This window comes from Glaciecola punicea ACAM 611 (assembly GCF_000252165.1).
Taxonomy (GTDB): domain Bacteria; phylum Pseudomonadota; class Gammaproteobacteria; order Enterobacterales; family Alteromonadaceae; genus Glaciecola; species Glaciecola punicea.
Map to the genome: position 1 here is coordinate 162,625 of NZ_BAET01000006.1, position 18,924 is coordinate 181,548.

Below are 18,924 nucleotides of genomic sequence, written 5' to 3' on the forward strand. Positions count from 1 at the left end.
TATGAAGTGTAGATGTGCTACACAAGTTTAGCTGCGTGTAAATAAGATTAGCTACAAATGTTAACTATTAGTCTATACTAGGTGAATAATTTGAACCTTTTCACTGGAATACTGGCTAAAAGCGGTATATTCTTGTTTTCCATTTTAAAGCATTTTACGAGTGTATGATCCACAATACAATAAAACATCTTCCAAAAGCGCACCGATTGGGCATATTAAGCTTAGTTATTTTGCTGCTTGTTATTTTATTCTGGCCAGCCGAAGAAGTAGCTGCCTCTGGCAGTGCACCCAAGGTTACCCTTGAACTTGGGATCGAATATCCTGTTGCTATACCAAACTTTGCCTTTGAAGGCATTAATGATACTGGCGACACCGATACTACCGATTATATTTCTTATAAGGTAAAATCGGGGGATACTCTGGCGCAAATTTTTAATCGGTTTTCCTTAAGTCCGCAGACAACCCATAAAGTGAGCCGCGCAGGAGAGTTGGCAGAAAAACTTACGCGCCTCAAACCTGGTGACTTACTTTATTTTCGTATAAACGAAGCGAATCACTTACTTGGTTTGAAGTTTCCATTGTCAAATATCGACACCTTACTCGTAAATGCAAAAGGCAACGATTTTGAAACGACTATCGAAACGAAAGAAATCGAGTCCGTGCTGAGTTTCTCCCAGGGCTCTATAAAAAGTAGTTTTTGGAACGCCGGTGTTGAAGCCGGCCTTAGCGATCTGCAAATTATGGAGCTAGCTGGTATTTTTGGCTGGGATATTGATTTTGCGCAAGAAATTAGAGCCGGTGACAGCTTCAATGTTGCCTATGAAGCCCTGTATATTGACGGTGAACTTATTGGCACCGGCAATATTGCGGCCGCTGAATTTATAAACCAAGGCGAGACTTTTACTGCCATAAGATATACCGACAATCAATATTACACGCCACAAGGGGCTAGCATGCGTAAAAGCTTCTTACGCGCGCCAATTAATTTTAAATACGTCAGTTCTAACTTTAATCCGAAACGCTTTCACCCTGTTCAAAAACGCTATAAGCCTCATCGAGGTGTTGATTATGTGGCAAAAATAGGTACCCCCGTCTTGGCCGCTGGAGATGGTAAGGTCATTCGCTCGCAGTACGATCGTTTTAATGGCCATCATGTTTTTTTACAGCACGGCGAACGCTATCAAACTAAGTACTTACATTTTACTAAGCGCGCAGTTAAGCTAGGACAAATTGTCAAACAAGGTGACGTTATTGGCTATCTAGGCGCTACCGGAATGGTTACAGGTGCACATCTACACTATGAGTTTTTAGTGGACGGCGTACACAGAAATCCAAAAACAGTGAGTTTACCTAAGGCTGAGCCTATCAAGGCTGCGCACAAGGCCAAGTTTTTGGAAATTGCTAGTCAAAAAGTAAGCTTGCTCGATAACCACAAGCGTATTCTCTTAGCGATGAATTAATAACTGCTGTGAACCAATATTATCGGCACGCAAAGCCATCTCGTTACCTGTACTTTCGATGAATGCTTAATTAACCTTTTATAACACCACAGCAGGCCCATATGAAAAACGTAGTGATTATAAGTCGTGATTGGGAACTATACGAAGACCTATTTGAGTGCAGCAAAGTGCTTCATGAACACTTTACATTACTTGGCGCATCACAAGTACCTAGCAAAAAGTCTTTAGCGCTTGCCAATGTGGTTATATCAGAACCAGACTTAGCCTCAAGGTATATCAAAGATTGCCCAAATTTAGGCTGGCTCCAGTCTACTTGGGCCGGCAACAATAAGCTTCAAGCACTCAGCAAACAAGACTACATCTTAAGCGGCGTAAAAGGCGTATTTGGTTTGCAAATGGTTGAATATGTATTAAGTTACTTGCTCTATTTTACCCGCCGCATTGAAGACTTTAGCCACGTAAAAGCAAATAATCAGTGGCTACAGCTGTCGTGCAAAACACTGTCACAATATAAAATTGGAATTATGGGTTTGGGCAATATTGGTCAGGAAGTCGCGAATCGATTGCTAACATTTGGCATGCAGGTGAATGGCCTTTCAAGAAGCGACAAGCAAGTAGAAAGTGTCAGAATGTATCGCTATGAGCAGCTTAGTTTGTTCCTAGACAGCTGTGATTTTGTATGTAACCTATTGCCCGAGACGCCAGCCACTATAGGCTTGTGCAATGAAACGTTTTTTGCGCAGATGAAGCCAGGGAGCGTATTTATTAATGCCGGCAGAGGCAGCGTGGTGGACAAGCCGAGCAGCATTATTAAGGCAATTAATACCGGTAGACTTAAGGCCGCAGTGCTTGATGTTTACGAACAAGAGCCACTGCCATCTAGTCATCCATACTATACTGCGCCAAATGTCTACCTAAGCTGCCATACCGCAGCTATATCTGATGCAAACAAGGTGTTTGATGTATTTGAAAAAAATGCCCTTAAGTATATTGCCGGTGAAGCACTGCACTATCAGCATGACTTTAGTCTAGGCTATTAAACCTTAGACCTTGAGCCAGCCTATTGATTTAGGTAATCAGCCATGCCTTTACTAAATAGGCGTAGCTACTAAGCACTAAATAAATGCTTGTATTCTTTGTTGATAATAATAACTTCAATTTCACTCCCCTACGGCTTATTGCGCTTAGCCACCAGCCTTAGGTTTATGTAAGTATCAATAATCGCCAGTAGTTTAGCGCGTCTTGCTTTTTCACCAAATCTTCGGGCATAAAGACCATGCCAAAATCGTGTATATAACAGGCTACAGCAAGCTGCTCTTAGGCAGTAATCTCTTCTTTAAGATCGTGCAAAATATCATGTTCTAATTCTTCAGGTATAAATATCACCATTATCTTCATTTTTTACACTTCAATAGCTGTTTATTGGCCAATTTGATGGTTTATTTAAAGCTAAGGTGTTTATCTTAATCTTTGCGGGTATAATTAAAGGTACATTGATGCTCGAGGAAACGCAGTGCTCGCTTTTGTACGTTTTATTGTGATATTTATCTATTTTATTTTGATGAATTTAGGCTTAGTTATTTATTTTATTGCACGCCCTATGCATCGCGACAGCGTTCACGTTGCTGGGAAATACTATTCAACCATGGCTAAACTAATTGGCGTTACCTTGGTGTATAGAGACTCAAGTGAGGTTGATACACAGCAGTCGTATGTTTTTATAGGTAATCATCAAAATAACTATGATTTACTCACTATTAGCCAAGGCGCTAGAAAAGGCGTGGTCACGGTAGGTAAAAAAAGTTTAAAGTGGGTACCGATTTTCGGCCTAATCTATTGGCTCTCGGGCAACATAATGATAGATAGGAAAAACACTGGTAAAGCGCGCGACACCTTAAGTTTAACCGGCGAAAAAATGCGCGAGCGTAACCTCTCTGTGTGGATGTTTCCAGAAGGAACACGCAGCCGAGGAAAAGGGTTACTGCCGTTTAAAACCGGCGCTTTTAGGCTAGCATTATCGCAAAATAAAGACATCGTCCCCGTTGTATGTAGTGAACTCGACAACGGCAAGATAAAGTTAAACCGTTGGAATAACGGCGTGGTCATTGTTGAGTCTTTAGACCCCGTTAAGCTTGATCACTCTAAAAGTGCAAAACAAACAGCCAAGCAATTTCAGACTATTATGCAAAGCGCGTTTGAACGGCTAAGCCAAGAAGCAGCATCGTTAAGTAAATAAGTAAATTAATCAAATTAGGAAAGTCAAATGAGTAATGAAGCGCAAGAGTGGTACGAATTTAATGAAGAGACCATTCAGGCATTAACACAAGACGGTACCGATCTGTCACAAGAACACACCATTGAACATCATATGGCTAGCAAAGATTTTGATGTGCTAGAGAAAGCCGCCGTAGATGCTTTTAAAGCAGGCTTTGAAGTAGGTGACGCTGAAGAACTTGTTTTAGACGACGGCGGCACAGTATTTTGCTTTGACGCCGTCGTTGAAAAAAAGTTAGACCTGGCAGCCTTTAATAAAGATATCGATGCACTGTTGTTAATTGCCACAAAACACAAAGTACACTACGATGGTTGGGGTACGTATTACGTGGGCGACGACGCCATAGACGACGAAGATGTGTTTGACGACGAAATGTATGATGGTGACATCTAAGCACTAGGCCAAATAAAAAGAGCGTAAAGCATATTGAAAATTCATGTCCTAAAAGGGTTTATACAGAACATATTTTTGGTCGAATACCCTGACAAATGTATGCTGCTTGATGGTTGCTCCAAGGCTGACTTTTCTACGCTTGCAGACTTTTTTGAAAGATCTCTAAAAAGGCCCTTGTCTGATCTAAAGGTTGTTGTGGTCACTCACATGCACCCTGACCATGCTGGTTGTGCGCATTTTTTAAGACATAAAACGGGCTGCAAAATTGTCAGCTGTGACAAGCAAACGCAGTGGTATTCAGGCTTAAAAGGTCGACTCGCGCACCTTATTGACATAGCTTTAGCGCTGTGGGTTGCAGGTAAAATGAATAGGCCTAAAAAGAACATTTGGTATCCGCCTCATTTAAGACCTGACATTGCGCTTAGCGACCAGCAAACCATTCCGGGTTTTGAGGAATGGCAGGTTTTCGAAACGCCTGGTCACACCGACCGAGACCTGTCTGTGATGCACATGCCTTCGAAACGTATATACATTGCCGATCTTATTGTTAGGGTTAAAGGTAAACTGTCACCCCCTTTTCCTGTCTATAAACCCAAGCAATATAAGCAATCTTTGTTAAAGCTTCAAGCCTTGCAAACACGCTCTGTTATGATGGCCCACGTTGGCGAACTTAGTTTAACGGACAGTGATTTTGCATATTTACTCAGCAAAGCGCCTCTTAAGCCTAAAACAAACAAGCTGGCTATTCAAAAAATGATTAAGAGCAAGCTGTTTAAGACACGTTTGCAATCTTAATCTGGTGACTTGTGCTGCAGAATCAAAACATCACTACTTTCAATAGCTTTGTCAATGCTCGGCACTAAGGAATTAAGCGTGCTAAAGGAAAGCTCTTTGCCTTGCTTACTATTCCGGTCCAAGTCTTGCGTCTGGCGTCTTTGGACATATATAAGGCTTTGTCAGCCAGCAGGTGAACTTGGTCCCAGTTTATTGAGTGAGGCGCATGATAGCTAAATGGAAACAATGCAAACCCTAACAAACTAGACAGGTGGAATTTATTAGGTAAGCCAACATCAAAGCCTCAAGTTGGTATTTATACTTATGTTCCAAAGAGGCTGCAAAATCTAGAACTGCAAATTCAAGGCTAAAATATATAAAAGCTCTTGATAATTGGTAATTACTGTTTGCAGGCAAAGCTCATCTGCTATCTCAGTTTGCGCCAATCTACTATTGTCCACTGATGCAAGTAATAAATTTGCATAACAAATATGCGTAGATGATTAATGGCATGTAACTTGCGCCACACACATGCTGATTTTTGGTATTATTTAGGAAAGAATTGACACGAAAACTAACATAATGGGCAAGTCACAAAGAAGTCGACCGCTAAAGCGCTGCAAAAATTGTCTTAAAGAAGATCCTGTGCTGCACCGGGTAAAGATACAGCATAAAGAACCATGGGCGTTTATGTGTAGTGAATGTCAAAAGAGCATAAAAACTCGGCCTACATACCAGTATGGCGGCACTTGGAAACAAGATAAACGTAACTAGCTATTTAACGCTCAAGCGATAACAAATGCAAAAGCCCGCTAGATGCGAGCTTTTGGGAGCTATTCAACAGATGACTAAGTAGCATCACTGAAAGCAGGGCTTACTGCCTCAACTAACCATGAACGGCAGCAAAACCAGGCTCTTTGTTGAAGGTGTAAAGGTTCTCAGTTTTCACTACATCAAAGCCTGCTTTATGCAAGCGGGTTTGCAACGCTAGAACTTCATTGAAGCTAAGCAGATTGTTAGACGACATAAAACGACAGCGCCAGTGATCGACACAGTACGTTTCGGGAAAACCTTCGGGCCATACCTTAACGCCACGATTAGTAATAAGCTTTAATATAAGCTCGGGGCTGCCATAACTGTTTAAATCATCTCCTAGTAGCTTTGGCTCACCTTCTTGCCACTGCAAGAAGATATCGATGCCGACTAATTCTTTTTTACATGGCTCTTTATGCCTTACCGCAGGCAATACAAGGGGTTTACTGTTGGCATAGGACGGCGCCGTTAAATACTTTGGAGATTGACCTAGCCTAGCAATAACTGCGTCTGCAAATTCAATCGTACCCATTCGTTTTTTACTAAGGTCTTGCCGATAAATGTCAGCGGTATGCAGGCCTTCTTCTAAGGTAGCTAGCCATGCATGATGTATTTTTTCTGCAACACCGTTCTGCCCAATATGCACCAGCATTTGAATAGCGCCGTGTAGTAACGCTGACGGGTTGGCAATATTACGCCCTGCTATGTCAGGGGCTGAGCCATGAATCGCTTCAAACATTGCGCATTGATCGCCAATGTTAGCAGAACCCGCCATGCCCACCGACCCCGCTATTTGCGCCGCTATGTCAGAGATAATATCGCCATACAAATTAGGCATTACTAGCACATCAAAATCTTCAGGCGTATCGGCCACTCTCGCCGCGCCTATGTCGACTATCATACTGTCGCTCTGTATGTCTGGGTATTGCGCGGCAATTTCTGTAAATATCTGATGAAACAAGCCATCGGTAAGCTTCATAATGTTATCTTTCACAAAGCAAGTGACGCGCTTTCTGTTTTGCTGCTTTGCATATTCAAACGCGTAACGCACAATACGTTCGCAACCCGGGCGAGTAATTAGCTTTAAACATTGAAACACTTCCTCGGTTTGACGATGCTCGATCCCCGCATACAAATCCTCCTCATTTTCTCTTACAATAATCAAATCCATATCAGGGTGTTTAGTGCTAACAAAAGGCGCGTAGGCAATACACGGGCGTACATTTGCATATAAGCCTAAAGCTTTGCGCATGCTCACATTTAAACTTTTGTAGCCACCGCCTTGAGGCGTAGTAATAGGTGATTTCAAAAATACTTTGGTTCTGCGCAGCGATTCCCATGAGCTTGGTTCAATCCCGTTTGTTTGACCTCCTAAATAGATTTTCTCGCCAATATCGATCGTTTCAGGGGCAATACTAGCGCCTGCAGCCTCAAGAACGTTTAGTGTTGCCTGCATAATTTCAGGGCCAATACCGTCGCCGTAGGCCACGGTAATAGGAACAGGTTTATGGGTCATAATAACTCCGTATTTAGGTAATTCACCTAGTGAAAATCAAATTTTTAGATAAATAGCGCAATTCCATGAGACTGAACGCGTACTGTTAATCACATGTAAATTGCTCAATGCGGGCATTGTAATGATTTTATATATTTGCGATAATCTATTTAAACACTACATAACATCTATAAAAACAAATATAAATGAACTGGACTCGCCGACTACATACAAGACAAACCACCTTTCGCCAATTAGAAATATTCATGGCGGTAGCGGATCATGCCAGCGTAACGCTTGCCGCTAAGGCACTGCATTTGGCTCAGCCAACAGTATCCACACAAATTGCCAAGCTGGCCGAATCCCTAGAGTGTCAGTTATTTGAGCTGGTATCTAAAAAAATGTGTCTCACAGACACTGGACAAGAGGTACTTGATGCTGCGCGTAAATTATTTGCGGTAATGGACAACCTAGAGGCGCGCTTAGCTAAACGGGCAGGTTTGTCGCTGGGGCATCTGCGTATAAGCGTTGTTACCACCGCGAAATACTTAATTCCGCATTGGTTAGGTGAGTTTTGTGAACAATATCCGAATATTGAGCCTGAGTTTCAAATTGGTAACCGCGCTGAAATAATACAGCGCCTCAAGCAAAATTTAGACGATTTATACGTGTTTAGTAATCCGCCGCGAGAACTTGAAATTGAGGCTGAATTTTTAACACACAACCCACTGGTGGTGATCGCAAAGCAAGATCATGTACTCAAAGACAAGCATAATATTAAATGGCATGAACTCTATTATGAAAGGTTGCTTATGCGCGAAAACGGCTCGGGAACTCGATTTGCCATTGAGGCGTTTTTCAAAAATAAGAATGTGAAAATGCAAAACCCCATTACCATCGCCAGCAATGAAGCCATAAAAGAATCGGTAATGGCCGGGTTGGGCATCGCCATAGTAAGCCGGCATGCTTTAAATCATATGGCGCCTGGCAACCTAATTGAACTAGCAGTTGAAGACTTCCCTATCCCCAACAGCTGGTATTGGGTGCTGCCAAAAGGTAAAAATAGCTCTAGCGCAGCCAAAGCCTTTCAAGCTCATGTAAATCAAGGACTTAGTGAACAAGTAAATCTTGGCGCGCCATAGAGTAAAAACTACAGAGCCTGTATAGCCTCAACCTGCTCATGAATTTTCTTGAGCTGCATTTTAGCGTCCGCTAGTTTCGCTTTTTCCTTATCAATCACCGCCTCAGGCGCTTTGCTTACGAAGTTTTCATTACCCAACTTTCCTTGCGTGCGTTGTATATCGACTGCTAGCTTGTCGGCTGCTTTACTCAGTCTGGCTAATTCAGCGTCCTTGTCGATAAGACCGGCCATGGGGATCATAATTTCCATTTCTCCCACAAGGGCTGTGGCGGATGCTGGCGGAGTTGCACCTGGTGCTAGAATATCAATGGAGGCTAATTTAGCTAACAAAGTTAAATACTCAAAGCTTTGCTTTACGCGTACTTTGTCATTTTCGCTGGTGTTGTTTAGCAACACTGGCAGCTTTTTAGACGGCGCGATGTCCATTTCTCCGCGAATGTTTCTTATGCCCACCACAAATGCTTTGACCCATTCTATGTCTGCCTCGGCCTGCTTATTCTTGCGCGCTAGATCAACCTGCGGGAACACGTCTGACATAATGCTGTTGACCTCGGTGTTGTTAACCGAGAGCGGCTTGATTTTTTGCCAAATTTCATCTGTTATAAATGGCATTATAGGGTGTAACACCCGCATTAAATGTTCTAACACATTAATAAGCGTATGGCGCGTACCACGCTTTTCGGCTTCGCTAGTAGTGCTTGAGTTAAGTACCGATTTAGACAACTCTAAATACCAATCACAAAACTGATTCCATGTGAATTCATACAAGTGCTGCGAAGCAATATCAAAGCGATACTGCCCAATTGCGGTTTCGACGCTTTGCACGGTGTCTTGCAAGGACGACCAAATCCATTGGTCAAACACGCTCAACTTAAGCTCGCCACCGGTGTTGCCAGTATCAAAGTCTTCGGTATTCATCAGAACAAATCGCGTTGCATTCCAAATTTTATTGCAGAAGTTGCGATAGCCTTCTACTCTGCTCATATCAAAATTTATGTCGCGACTCGTAGACGCCATAGACGTGAAAGTAAAGCGCAGCGCGTCAGTGCCATAGGCATCTATACCGTTGGCAAACTGTTTGCGTGTGGCTTTTTCTATTTTTTTGGCGTCTTTGGGATTCATCAAGCCGCTGGTACGTTTCGCCACTAAAGACTCAAGCTCTATGCCGTCTATCAAATCAATAGGGTCAAGTACGTTGCCCTTTGATTTAGACATTTTATCACCGTTCTCATCGCGTATGAGGCCGGTTATATAGATTTCTTTAAAAGGTGCTTTGCCCGTGAACTTTTTGGTCATCATGACCATTCTGGCTACCCAAAAGAAAATAATATCAAAGCCCGTCACCAACACCGAGCTAGGCACAAAAATATCCATCTCTGGTGTTTTATTTGGCCACCCCATCGTTGCAAAAGGCCATAAAGCTGAGGAAAACCACGTGTCAAGAACGTCTTCGTCTTGCCGTAAACTGACTGAGTCATCAAGCTTGTGCTTAACGCGCACATCTTGTTCATTTTTACCTACGTAAATTTTACCTTGCTCGTCAAACCAAGCTGGTATGCGGTGTCCCCACCACAGCTGACGCGAAATACACCAGTCTTGAATATTATTCATCCACTGGTAGTAGGTTTTATTCCAATTTTCCGGTACAAATTTAATTTCGCCCGACTCAACCGCTTCAATAGCGGGTTTAGCCAAGGACTCTACCGCCACATACCACTGATCGGTAAGGTAGGGTTCAATAATAACGCCAGAACGATCGCCCCGCGGCACCTTTAATTTATGCGGCTTAATGTCAACCAGCAAGTCTTGTTCAGTTAGGGCCTCTACTATTTTTGTGCGGGCATCGAAACGGTCCAAGCCTATGTACTGCGCTGGCGCTTGATCGTTAATCTTAGCGTCGTCGGTTAAAATATTGATAATAGCCAAACCATGGCGTTTGCCCATATCGTAATCGTTGAAGTCGTGAGCGGGCGTAATTTTTACGCAGCCTGTGCCGAACTCGGGATCTACGTAGTCATCGGCAATAATTGGGATTTGCCTGCCGCTGATGGGCAAGGTAATCATTTTGCCAATTAAGGCCCCGTAGCGCTCATCATCGGGGTGAACGGCCACGGCAGAATCACCTAGCATGGTTTCGGGACGGGTTGTAGCAACGACTATGCTAGTGCTGCCGTCGCTTAAGGGATAGCGCATATGCCACATGAAGCCGTCTTCTTCTTCGTTTATGACTTCTAAGTCAGACACAGCGGTCAATAGGGCTGGGTCCCAGTTAACTAAGCGCTTACCACGATATATAAGGCCTTCATCAAATAAAGTAATAAAAACTTCTTGGACCGCCGCGGATAAGCTGTCATCCATGGTAAATACTTCGCGTGACCAGTCGGGGGAAGTGCCAAGCCTGCGCATTTGTTGGGTTATATTGCCGCCCGACTCTTCTTTCCAATCCCATACGCGTTCAATAAACTTTTCGCGGCCTAAATCGTGGCGAGTTTGACCATTTGCATTGAGTTGGCGTTCAACCACCATTTGGGTAGCTATGCCGGCGTGGTCGGTGCCGACCTGCCATAAGGTGTTGTCACCTTTCATTCTATGATAACGAGTAAGAGCATCCATAATAGTGTGCTGGAAAGCATGGCCCATATGTAGATTGCCAGTAACATTGGGAGGCGGCAATAAAATACAGTAAGGTTTGCCTTGGCCACTAGGGGTGAATAAACCTTGTTCTTCCCAATGCTGGTAACAGGCTTGCTCTATTTTATGCGGGTTAAATGTTTTTTCCATCAATGTACTCTTTAAATATGTTCAGTCGACAATAAAGCTTAAGACTAATAAGCTGTTTTGTATTGGCTAGCACGGCATTCTAAAATTTAGGCGCTCTTGTATTCAAGCTGGCAGCCAGCCTGCTTATATTTCTTATAGCGCTCGCGTGCCTTTGCTTTTTCATTTTCGTCAACGGGCACAAAATCAATAATGTGCTTAATGTTATTAATATTTTCTATGAACTGCTGCGATAAGTTAATGACTACCGCCGTATTTCTTAATTTAGACATACTCAAAAAAGCAGAGTGCCAAATAATTTCTACAGGCGTGCCCATATCGGGGCCTTCCCCATAAAGATTATGAGGAATAAACTTGTTAGCAGGAAACTGCCAGATGAGGTCGTCAAACGATTCGGCTTGAGCTTGACTAGCGCACAACACGGTGACTTTTTTGCGGCTAACCACATACTCACTCAGTAAATCGGCAGCCATTGCCAATTCAGTCGCAAGTTCAGCGCTAACGGTCTCATTTTGGGCACTATTAACGCGCATATCGGTCTGAGTATGAGCGTTAATGGTTGCCTCGCTTATTGCATAAAAGGTTACTAAAGCCATGTATAGATGATTCGCTTTTATTATGTGGAATTTGCAGAGGCTACCGGCGCCTATTGCCTATTCGTCGGTAGCAATATTTGCTTTATTCATCAAAAATTGCGAAAGCATCGGCACTGGTCTGCCCGTTGCACCTTTATTTTCGCCGCTTAACCATGCAGTGCCTGCTATATCTAAGTGCGCCCACGTGTATTTACGGGTAAATCGCGCTAAGAAACAAGCGGCGGTGATCGCTCCAGCCGCTCTGCCGCCTAAATTCGTCATGTCAGCAAACGGGCTGTCAATCTGATCTTGGTACTCCTCCCAAAGCGGTAATCGCCATGCTCTGTCGCCGCTTTGCTCTGATGCATTCAAAATTTCATGCGCAAGCGGGTTATGCTGAGTTAGTACAGCACTTGCATGTTTACCCAACGCGATCACACAGGCACCGGTTAAGGTCGCAATATCAATGACTAGTTCGGGATCAAAACGCTCTACATACGTTAGCGCATCGCACAATACAAGACGACCTTCGGCGTCCGTGTTGAGAATCTCAACGGTTTGCCCTGACATTGTGGTGAGTATATCACCTGGTCTATAGGCATTAGCATCAGGCATATTTTCGCACCCTGCTATCACACCAATAATGTTGATAGGTAGCTTAAGTTCGGCCACGGTATGCATCACGCCCAGTACAGATGATGCGCCGCACATGTCGTATTTCATTTCATCCATTGCTTCGCCGGGCTTTAAGGAAATACCGCCGCTGTCAAAAGTTAAGCCTTTACCTACTAATACGTATGGCTTTTCACCTTTTGCACCGCCTTTGTGATGAATAACAGACATTATCGACTCGTTGTGCGAGCCGCGGCCAACCGCTAGATAAGTATGCATACCCAGTTTTTCCATTTCGGCTTCACCAATGGTGTTAAGCGACAATGACTCGTAGTTTTTAACTAGCTCGGCAGATTGTTCGTTCAAGTATTTCGGATTACAAATATTGGGTGGCATGTTGCTAACGTCTTTAGCAACTTTAACACCTTTACTGACCGCAGTAGCATGCACCACAGCACGTTCTCCTAGGTGCAGATCTTTACGAGTAGACACATTGAATATCATTTTACGCAAAGGTCGACGAGGCTCGCCTTTTTTAGTTTTTAACTGCGAAAAACTATATACCGATTCGTTAGCTGCCTCAACTGCTTGGCGTACTTTCCAATAAGTGTCGCGTCCTTTCACGTGTAGCTCTGTTAAAAAGCTCACCGCTTCCATAGAACCCGTTTCATTTAGTGTTTTGATTGTTTTAGCTACTATTTGCTTATACTGACGTTCGTCTAGTTCACGTTCTTTGCCGCAGCCAACTAATAGCACGCGTTCACTTAATACGTTTGGTACATGATGAAGCAGCAACATTTGACCGGCCTTGCCTTCTAAATCGCCGCGGCGTATGAGGTTACTAATATACCCTTCGCTTATTTGATCGAGCTGCTCTGCTGCTGTGGTAAGCCTTCTTGGTTCAAATACGCCTACTACTACACACGCGCTTCTTTGCTTTTCTGGGCTGCCACTTTTTACGCCAAATTCCATATTATCCCCTTAGGATTATTATTGTTGTACCAGCAACATTTCTATACTGCATCTTATAACAAACGGTAGTGGCATTTTTATGCGAAATATAAATAGCGTGCTCACTCAAGAAAGTCTAATTTTTTGTTCTTGCTAAAAATGTTTGTGTTAAACTGGCTAAAAATAGTCGGTGTTACATACAAAACTACTATATAAACAAAGTTTACTTAAATAACACCAGATTTTCATCAAAAACCGCTATTTTAGTGAAAAAGACTTTTATCATCCATGTTAATTTTTCGATATTTACTACGTGAAACCTTCAAATCACAATTAGCTGTGTTTTTTATACTAATGTCGATTTTCATTACCTTACGCTTTGTGCGCATATTAGGGGACGCCACCGACGGTAACGTACCAGCCGACCTAGTCCTTGGCTTTATTACACTTTATAGCCCAGTACTGGCCTCTTTAGTACTACCTTTAAGCCTCTTCTTAGGCATTATGCTAGCGCATGGTCGTCTTTATGTAGACAGCGAAATGACTGTGCTGCGCGCCTGTGGCATAAGCGAATGGTACGTTGTGCGGGTTACATTATTCGCCGCTTTGTTACTCGCAATAGTCACTGCAATCGTTACCCTATATTTAACACCTTTGGCATTAGAACAAGAGTACCAACTGCAAGAGGAAGCCGCCGCAAAGTCTGGCCTAGCAGCTATTATTCCCGGTAGGTTTCAAGAAACGGGGGAAGATAACGCTATTATTTTTGTGCACGACTTAGACAGCTCGAATCAGAGCTTACTCAAAGTCTTTGTGGCTCAGCCTGGCAAAAATGAAGACGATATTCATCTGATCTATTCACAAAGCGGTCGTATTGCGCAAGGCCCATTGGGCGGTCAACAACTTGTGCTAGAAAAAGGCATGCAGTATGAAGGAACTACAACGGCCAACGACTACCAAATTGTACAGTTTGACGAATACGCCGTAACGATTGAACAACCCAACACCCAAGAAGAAAGGCGCAAAATGGTGGCTATTCCCACCTTAGAACTCATACAAATTGAAACCATAGAAGCAAAAGCTGAACTTCAGTGGCGTTTAGCAATTCCTTTGTCGCTGCCGTTTTTAGTGCTAATTGCCGTGCCATTAAGCGCAGTCGATCCGCGCCAGGGCCGTTTTGGTAAAATGCTCCCCGCGCTGCTGCTATACTTAGGCTACTTCTTACTTTTACTCGCCAGCAGAAGGGTTATGGAAGACGGCAAATTACCGAGCTACATTGGCCTATGGTGGGTGCACGTAGTCATGTTAGTGGTGGGCACGGTACTTATTGCTAGGGAGCGCAAAACAGGAGCGTTTATTCGCCAGCTATTTCTGGGCAAAAAGAAGGTAAGCTCATAATGTTTAAGCTCATCGATTTATATATTGCGCGCACACTTTTCAGTTCTATCGCAGTAACCCTTTCGGTACTTATTGGCTTAAGCGCATTAATCAAATTTGTTGAACAACTCCGTAGAGTCGGACAAGGCGACTATGACATGACGCTTGCAGGGCTTTATGTGTTACTGAGTTTACCGCGTGAAATTGAATTATTCTTACCCATGGCCACGCTGCTTGGTGCATTAGTTGGCATGGGCTTGTTAGCGCAAAGCAGCGAACTGGTGGTTATGCAGGCGGCGGGCTTGTCGCGCACAAAAATCACGGTAAGCGCAATGAAATCTATCGTACTTATTATTATTGCGATTATGGCACTAGGTGAGTTTGTAACGCCTGCCAGTGAGTCTAAAGCTAAACAGATAAGAACCCAAGCGCTTTCTGGAGGCAGCCTGCTGTCGTCAGACTCCCTAACGTGGGCAAAGGATGGCAACGACTTTGTCAGTATTGAGCAAGTGCTCGAACGTGATGCTCTGCGGGGCGTGAATATTTACAAATTCGATGATAATTTGCACTTAGTCAAAATAATCAGTGCAGGACAAGCTACATACACACAAGAAAGCTGGCTGTTATCCGATGTTAAGCAAGTAACGTTTACACCACAGCGTATTCAAAATAACCAAATGCAAAGCTTTCAGTGGAATAGCTCTATCACACCCGAAAAATTAGGCATAGTGGCCATCAAACCCGAGGCTTTGTCTATTGTTGGTTTAAATGAATATATAGATTATTTACAAAATAATGGACAAGATTCAGCACGCTACGAACTGGCGCTGTGGCGCAAAATACTCCAGCCTGTATCAGTAGCCGTTATGCTATTGCTGGCAATGTCATTTATATTTGGACCCTTGCGCTCTGTTACCATGGGCGCGCGAACCGGTATGGGCGTGTTAGCGGGCTTCGGATTTTTTGTCAGCAACGAGATGTTTGGTCAAGTGGCGCTGGTGTTCCAAATTCAACCGGCAATAGGTGCGGTATTGCCTAGTTTACTGTTTGCCGCTGTGGCAGTATTTTTACTGCGAAGGTGACGCTTATTGGCTCTGATTTTGTTTTAGTTAACAACACTACCAATTTTTATGATCGTTCTGAGCGGTGGTCAACACAAGCATTTGTGTACCTGCTATCCTGTCTTGCAAAGACTGCTTAGACTTAAAATCAACAAGTACAAGCAACGTACCTAAGCCACCTAAAGAAGTAATCAGTCTTATTATTAAGCGGCCGTAGCCTATAGATGTGCCCTCCTTTACGCTATAAATGCGCAAGCGCCATGCGCGCATACCCAGTGTTTGCCCACCATTCTTCCAAAACCATAGGAAAAAGCCCGCAACCCACAAGCTTACCCAAACTTGAATGATTAATGAATAATAAAATGAGGACTGTATGAGTACACTTACGTGCTCATTACCTTGCTTAGACAGTAATCCTGTTTCAAACAGCACTGTCAAAATTGTAATAATAGCCAGCGCCGATAGCATGCCCACAGCAACGGCGATAAGCGTGTCGTAAATCATTGCAGCGAGGCGTCTAAAAAACCCGGCTCTTTGTAAATCAGGTGTGTCCATATAGGTAAATGCTAAATGATAATTGTTAACTACCCTTATATTATCACCCTTGTTACGACTTAGGATGAAATTATTACTAGGTGCACCATTTTTATGGTCATTGGTGTAAATAAGACTTGATACCATAAACGATATAGCTATACTCCTTACCTCCTCAATAGAGGTATACCAATACAAGAAAAACCCTCAATGCCAGAGTGGCGAAATTGGTAGACGCAGCGGATTCAAAATCCGCCGGTAGTAATACTGTGCCGGTTCAAGTCCGGCCTCTGGTACCACGCTCCCATTCCGTCTCGTTCATTAAGCATAAAAAAACCAACAAAAACAACTACTTAACTCAAAACCACGTTCGCTAAGGTTCGTTAACGCTTGTTAATGGCCACTTTAAAAAGTTACACTATTAGTTACACAGAATGAAAACCCGAAAAGTTGTGTAACTTTTTTAATAATGTGAGTGTAACTAATGGCAATCAAAGACGACCTACTTAACTCGATGCAGGTGACCACAGCAAAGGCTAAAGATAACGAGTACACCCTGAGAGACGGTAACGGCTTATTCTTGCGTATACGTCCATCTGGCACTAAGCAATGGATATTCAATTACAAACACCCTGACACGAAAAAACAAAATAATCTAAGTTATGGCTCATATCCCGATGTTAAATTGAAGCAAGCACGAGCTTTAGCAGAAGAAGACCGCGCATTACTCAAGCAAGGCATAAACCCAAAGTTACACAAAGACATGAGAGCATTACAGCGCAAACAAAACGCAATGATGACTTTTAAGGCGGTAACATTAGACTGGTTAGCACTAGAAAAGGCTAAATTAGCCGCTTCTACTTATAAGAAGAACTCGCGGTACTTTGAAAAAGACATATTCCCCGAAATCGGTAACTACCCCATTAAAGAGATAACCGCGCCTCTTGGCATTGAAGTAATCAAGCGCATAAGCGGCCGAGGCAGTTACGAGATTGCTAGGAAATCAGCCAGAGCAATGAACAGCGTAATGACGTATGCGCTGAATACTGGACTGATACCGTTCAACCCGTTAACAGGCATCAAAACCACGATACCCAAAATTGAGGTAGTAAACCGCCCAACTTTATTAGTTGAACAAATAACCGAGCTTATGCAAACGCTGCACTATTCATCTGCAAAGCTGGTTACTCGCGTCTTAATAGAGTTTCAACTGCACACAATGACAAGGCCAAGAGAGGCAGCAGAGGCTAAATGGTCTGAGCTTGATTTAGATAACATGCTTTGGACAATACCAGCCGAACGGATGAAAATGAACAAAGAACATAAAATACCGTTAACGCCTCAAGTTATTAAGCTAATCGAAACGGTGCGCCCTATTAGTGGACACAGGGAATATGTTTTTGTGTCACATATAAACCCTAAAAAATCTGTGAACGCTCAAACAGCTAACAAGGCCTTACGTGATATGGGCTTTACTGGTCGTCTAGTCGCACATGGCTTGAGAGCATTAGCCAGTACTACACTGAATGAACAGGGCTTTGATGACGACATTATAGAAGCCGCGCTGGCACATCAAGACACCAACAAGATACGCAAAGCATACAATAGAGCGCAGTACCTAGAGAGGCGCAGAGTATTGATGGAATGGTGGAGCAATCACATAGAGCAAGCCGCTACTGGCAATATGAGCTTGGCTAATAGTAGAAAAGGTTTACGACTTGTTAATGAATAGGCTATTTAAAGAGGTAAACATTATGGCTGATTTAAAAAAAGTAGATGAAGAATACAACGCGGTATTAGGAAAATATTTACCCATAGTTGATAAGTTTTTAAACGCAAAAAACAAATCGAAAAGTTTAAAAGCAGATGATGTTATTAGCACTTTAATTAATGATGGTTTTTTTATTTATGACGAATATAAAGCAGGCAAGTCGAAAGACCCCAGCTTAGTTATTGAAAGCTTATTTAAAGCACTTCAGGCGGCCACTTATGAAGCTGAAAGAAATGAAAACGGCCTAGTCATTATGGAAGAAAAAGAACGCAACAAAAAAGCGGTGCTATTGGTAAGAGAGCGAAAACATAAATCAACTGGCGGTAGAAGAGGCAGATTTAATGAAGCAAAAGAGCCTGAGATTTTAAAGTGCTTCGAAGAATACGATAAATTAAAAAGAGTAAAGGGAAATAAACTAGAAACTATGGCTTCAAATTTTGACATACCTATTGAGACGTTTAAGGTCTATAGAGCGAATTATTTAAAAAGCAAAGGAAAGACAATATATAAAGAGTGAATCTGAAAAAGGCATATTGAAAATTGCCAACAATAGTTACATTGTGATAGGTTAAAGCATCTTGCGTAATAATAACTAAATTATTTGAACTATTAAGACAATTGAGTATGGTCAAACATGACATGCCTTTTTTATAAGTAGGTTTGCCTTAAGTTAAATGCAAATTACAATTTCTCTCTGCACTCCTTGGGAACACATCATTATAAAAAATATACAAGGATATTTTATTTTGACAAATACTCGAATCAATAATACTTGCGCTAATTTCACCACCCGCTCCAGCATTGATAACGCTTCAAAATCTTTTAAGCTTTTTTTAGTCTGTCTAGCAATTCTGTCACTTAGTGCTTGCGGCGGAGGCGACAGTGAGACAGAGACTACACAGCTGCCAGTCGTC

17 protein-coding genes and 1 tRNA gene are annotated in these 18,924 nt (G+C 42.8%); 12 read left to right on the forward strand and 6 right to left on the reverse strand.

The window, feature by feature from the left end:
- Positions 1-164 precede the first annotated feature (164 nt).
- From GPUN_RS02355 to GPUN_RS14850, 6 genes are all read left to right on the forward strand, one after another.
- Positions 165-1,460: a peptidoglycan DD-metalloendopeptidase family protein gene (locus GPUN_RS02355; RefSeq protein WP_040520034.1), complete on the forward strand. Its 1,296-nt coding sequence runs from the start codon at positions 165-167 to the stop codon at positions 1,458-1,460.
- 101 nt (positions 1,461-1,561) lie between these two features.
- Positions 1,562-2,500 carry a D-2-hydroxyacid dehydrogenase gene (locus GPUN_RS02360; protein WP_006003046.1) on the forward strand — a complete coding sequence of 313 codons (939 nt, stop codon included), beginning with the start codon at positions 1,562-1,564 and terminating at the stop codon, positions 2,498-2,500.
- A gap of 473 nt (positions 2,501-2,973) precedes the next feature.
- Positions 2,974-3,696 carry a 1-acylglycerol-3-phosphate O-acyltransferase gene (locus tag GPUN_RS02365; protein ID WP_006003049.1) on the forward strand — a complete coding sequence of 241 codons (723 nt, stop codon included), beginning with the start codon at positions 2,974-2,976 and terminating at the stop codon, positions 3,694-3,696.
- A gap of 27 nt (positions 3,697-3,723) precedes the next feature.
- Positions 3,724-4,128: a ribonuclease E inhibitor RraB gene (rraB, locus tag GPUN_RS02370; protein ID WP_006003051.1), complete on the forward strand. Its 405-nt coding sequence runs from the start codon at positions 3,724-3,726 to the stop codon at positions 4,126-4,128.
- Positions 4,129-4,161: 33 nt separating this feature from the next.
- Positions 4,162-4,923 (forward strand): MBL fold metallo-hydrolase, encoded by a 762-nt coding sequence (locus GPUN_RS02375; protein WP_006003054.1) that lies wholly within the window; start codon positions 4,162-4,164, stop codon positions 4,921-4,923.
- Positions 4,924-5,484: 561 nt separating this feature from the next.
- A complete protein-coding gene (locus tag GPUN_RS14850) occupies positions 5,485-5,676 on the forward strand; it encodes a DUF8622 domain-containing protein (protein WP_500778374.1) in 192 nt (63 codons plus the stop codon).
- Positions 5,677-5,788: 112 nt separating this feature from the next.
- On the opposite strand, the gene GPUN_RS02380 is transcribed toward GPUN_RS14850, so the two are convergent.
- On the reverse strand, positions 5,789-7,231 hold the full coding sequence (locus tag GPUN_RS02380) for an NADP-dependent isocitrate dehydrogenase (protein WP_006003057.1): 1,443 nt from the start codon (positions 7,229-7,231) through the stop codon (positions 5,789-5,791).
- 185 nt (positions 7,232-7,416) lie between these two features.
- On the opposite strand from GPUN_RS02380, the gene GPUN_RS02385 reads away from it, so the two are divergent.
- Positions 7,417-8,352 (forward strand): LysR family transcriptional regulator, encoded by a 936-nt coding sequence (locus GPUN_RS02385; RefSeq protein ID WP_040520036.1) that lies wholly within the window; start codon positions 7,417-7,419, stop codon positions 8,350-8,352.
- Positions 8,353-8,360: 8 nt separating this feature from the next.
- Here GPUN_RS02385 and GPUN_RS02390 read toward each other — a convergent pair whose 3' ends face one another.
- From GPUN_RS02390 to pepA, 3 genes are all read right to left on the reverse strand, one after another.
- The gene (locus tag GPUN_RS02390) at positions 8,361-11,132 is read right to left on the reverse strand and encodes a valine--tRNA ligase (protein ID WP_006003059.1); all 2,772 of its coding nucleotides are present in this window, start codon (positions 11,130-11,132) and stop codon (positions 8,361-8,363) included.
- An 86-nt stretch (positions 11,133-11,218) separates the two neighbouring features.
- Positions 11,219-11,725 carry a DNA polymerase III subunit chi gene (locus tag GPUN_RS02395; RefSeq protein ID WP_006003060.1) on the reverse strand — a complete coding sequence of 169 codons (507 nt, stop codon included), beginning with the start codon at positions 11,723-11,725 and terminating at the stop codon, positions 11,219-11,221.
- 57 nt (positions 11,726-11,782) lie between these two features.
- Positions 11,783-13,288 carry a leucyl aminopeptidase gene (gene pepA / locus GPUN_RS02400; RefSeq protein WP_006003063.1) on the reverse strand — a complete coding sequence of 502 codons (1,506 nt, stop codon included), beginning with the start codon at positions 13,286-13,288 and terminating at the stop codon, positions 11,783-11,785.
- 267 nt (positions 13,289-13,555) lie between these two features.
- Between pepA and lptF the strand changes: the two genes are divergently transcribed.
- On the forward strand, positions 13,556-14,665 hold the full coding sequence (gene lptF / locus GPUN_RS02405; protein ID WP_006003066.1) for an LPS export ABC transporter permease LptF: 1,110 nt from the start codon (positions 13,556-13,558) through the stop codon (positions 14,663-14,665).
- Entirely contained in the window at positions 14,665-15,726 is a 1,062-nt protein-coding gene (gene lptG / locus GPUN_RS02410) for an LPS export ABC transporter permease LptG (RefSeq protein WP_006003067.1), read from the forward strand. Before lptF ends, lptG begins: the two co-directional genes overlap by 1 nt.
- 36 nt (positions 15,727-15,762) lie before the next feature.
- On the opposite strand, the gene GPUN_RS02415 is transcribed toward lptG, so the two are convergent.
- Entirely contained in the window at positions 15,763-16,260 is a 498-nt protein-coding gene (locus GPUN_RS02415) for an RDD family protein (protein WP_040520090.1), read from the reverse strand.
- A 191-nt stretch (positions 16,261-16,451) separates the two neighbouring features.
- On the opposite strand from GPUN_RS02415, the gene GPUN_RS02420 reads away from it, so the two are divergent.
- From GPUN_RS02420 to GPUN_RS02430, 3 genes are all read left to right on the forward strand, one after another.
- Positions 16,452-16,538, forward strand: a tRNA-Leu gene (locus GPUN_RS02420).
- 185 nt (positions 16,539-16,723) lie between these two features.
- Positions 16,724-17,971 (forward strand): tyrosine-type recombinase/integrase, encoded by a 1,248-nt coding sequence (locus GPUN_RS02425; protein ID WP_006003071.1) that lies wholly within the window; start codon positions 16,724-16,726, stop codon positions 17,969-17,971.
- A 22-nt stretch (positions 17,972-17,993) separates the two neighbouring features.
- Positions 17,994-18,527 carry a hypothetical protein gene (locus GPUN_RS02430; RefSeq protein ID WP_006003073.1) on the forward strand — a complete coding sequence of 178 codons (534 nt, stop codon included), beginning with the start codon at positions 17,994-17,996 and terminating at the stop codon, positions 18,525-18,527.
- A 153-nt stretch (positions 18,528-18,680) separates the two neighbouring features.
- On the opposite strand, the gene GPUN_RS14570 is transcribed toward GPUN_RS02430, so the two are convergent.
- Positions 18,681-18,924 (reverse strand): hypothetical protein (locus GPUN_RS14570; protein WP_238528932.1); only part of this gene is annotated, 244 nt, incomplete at its 5' end.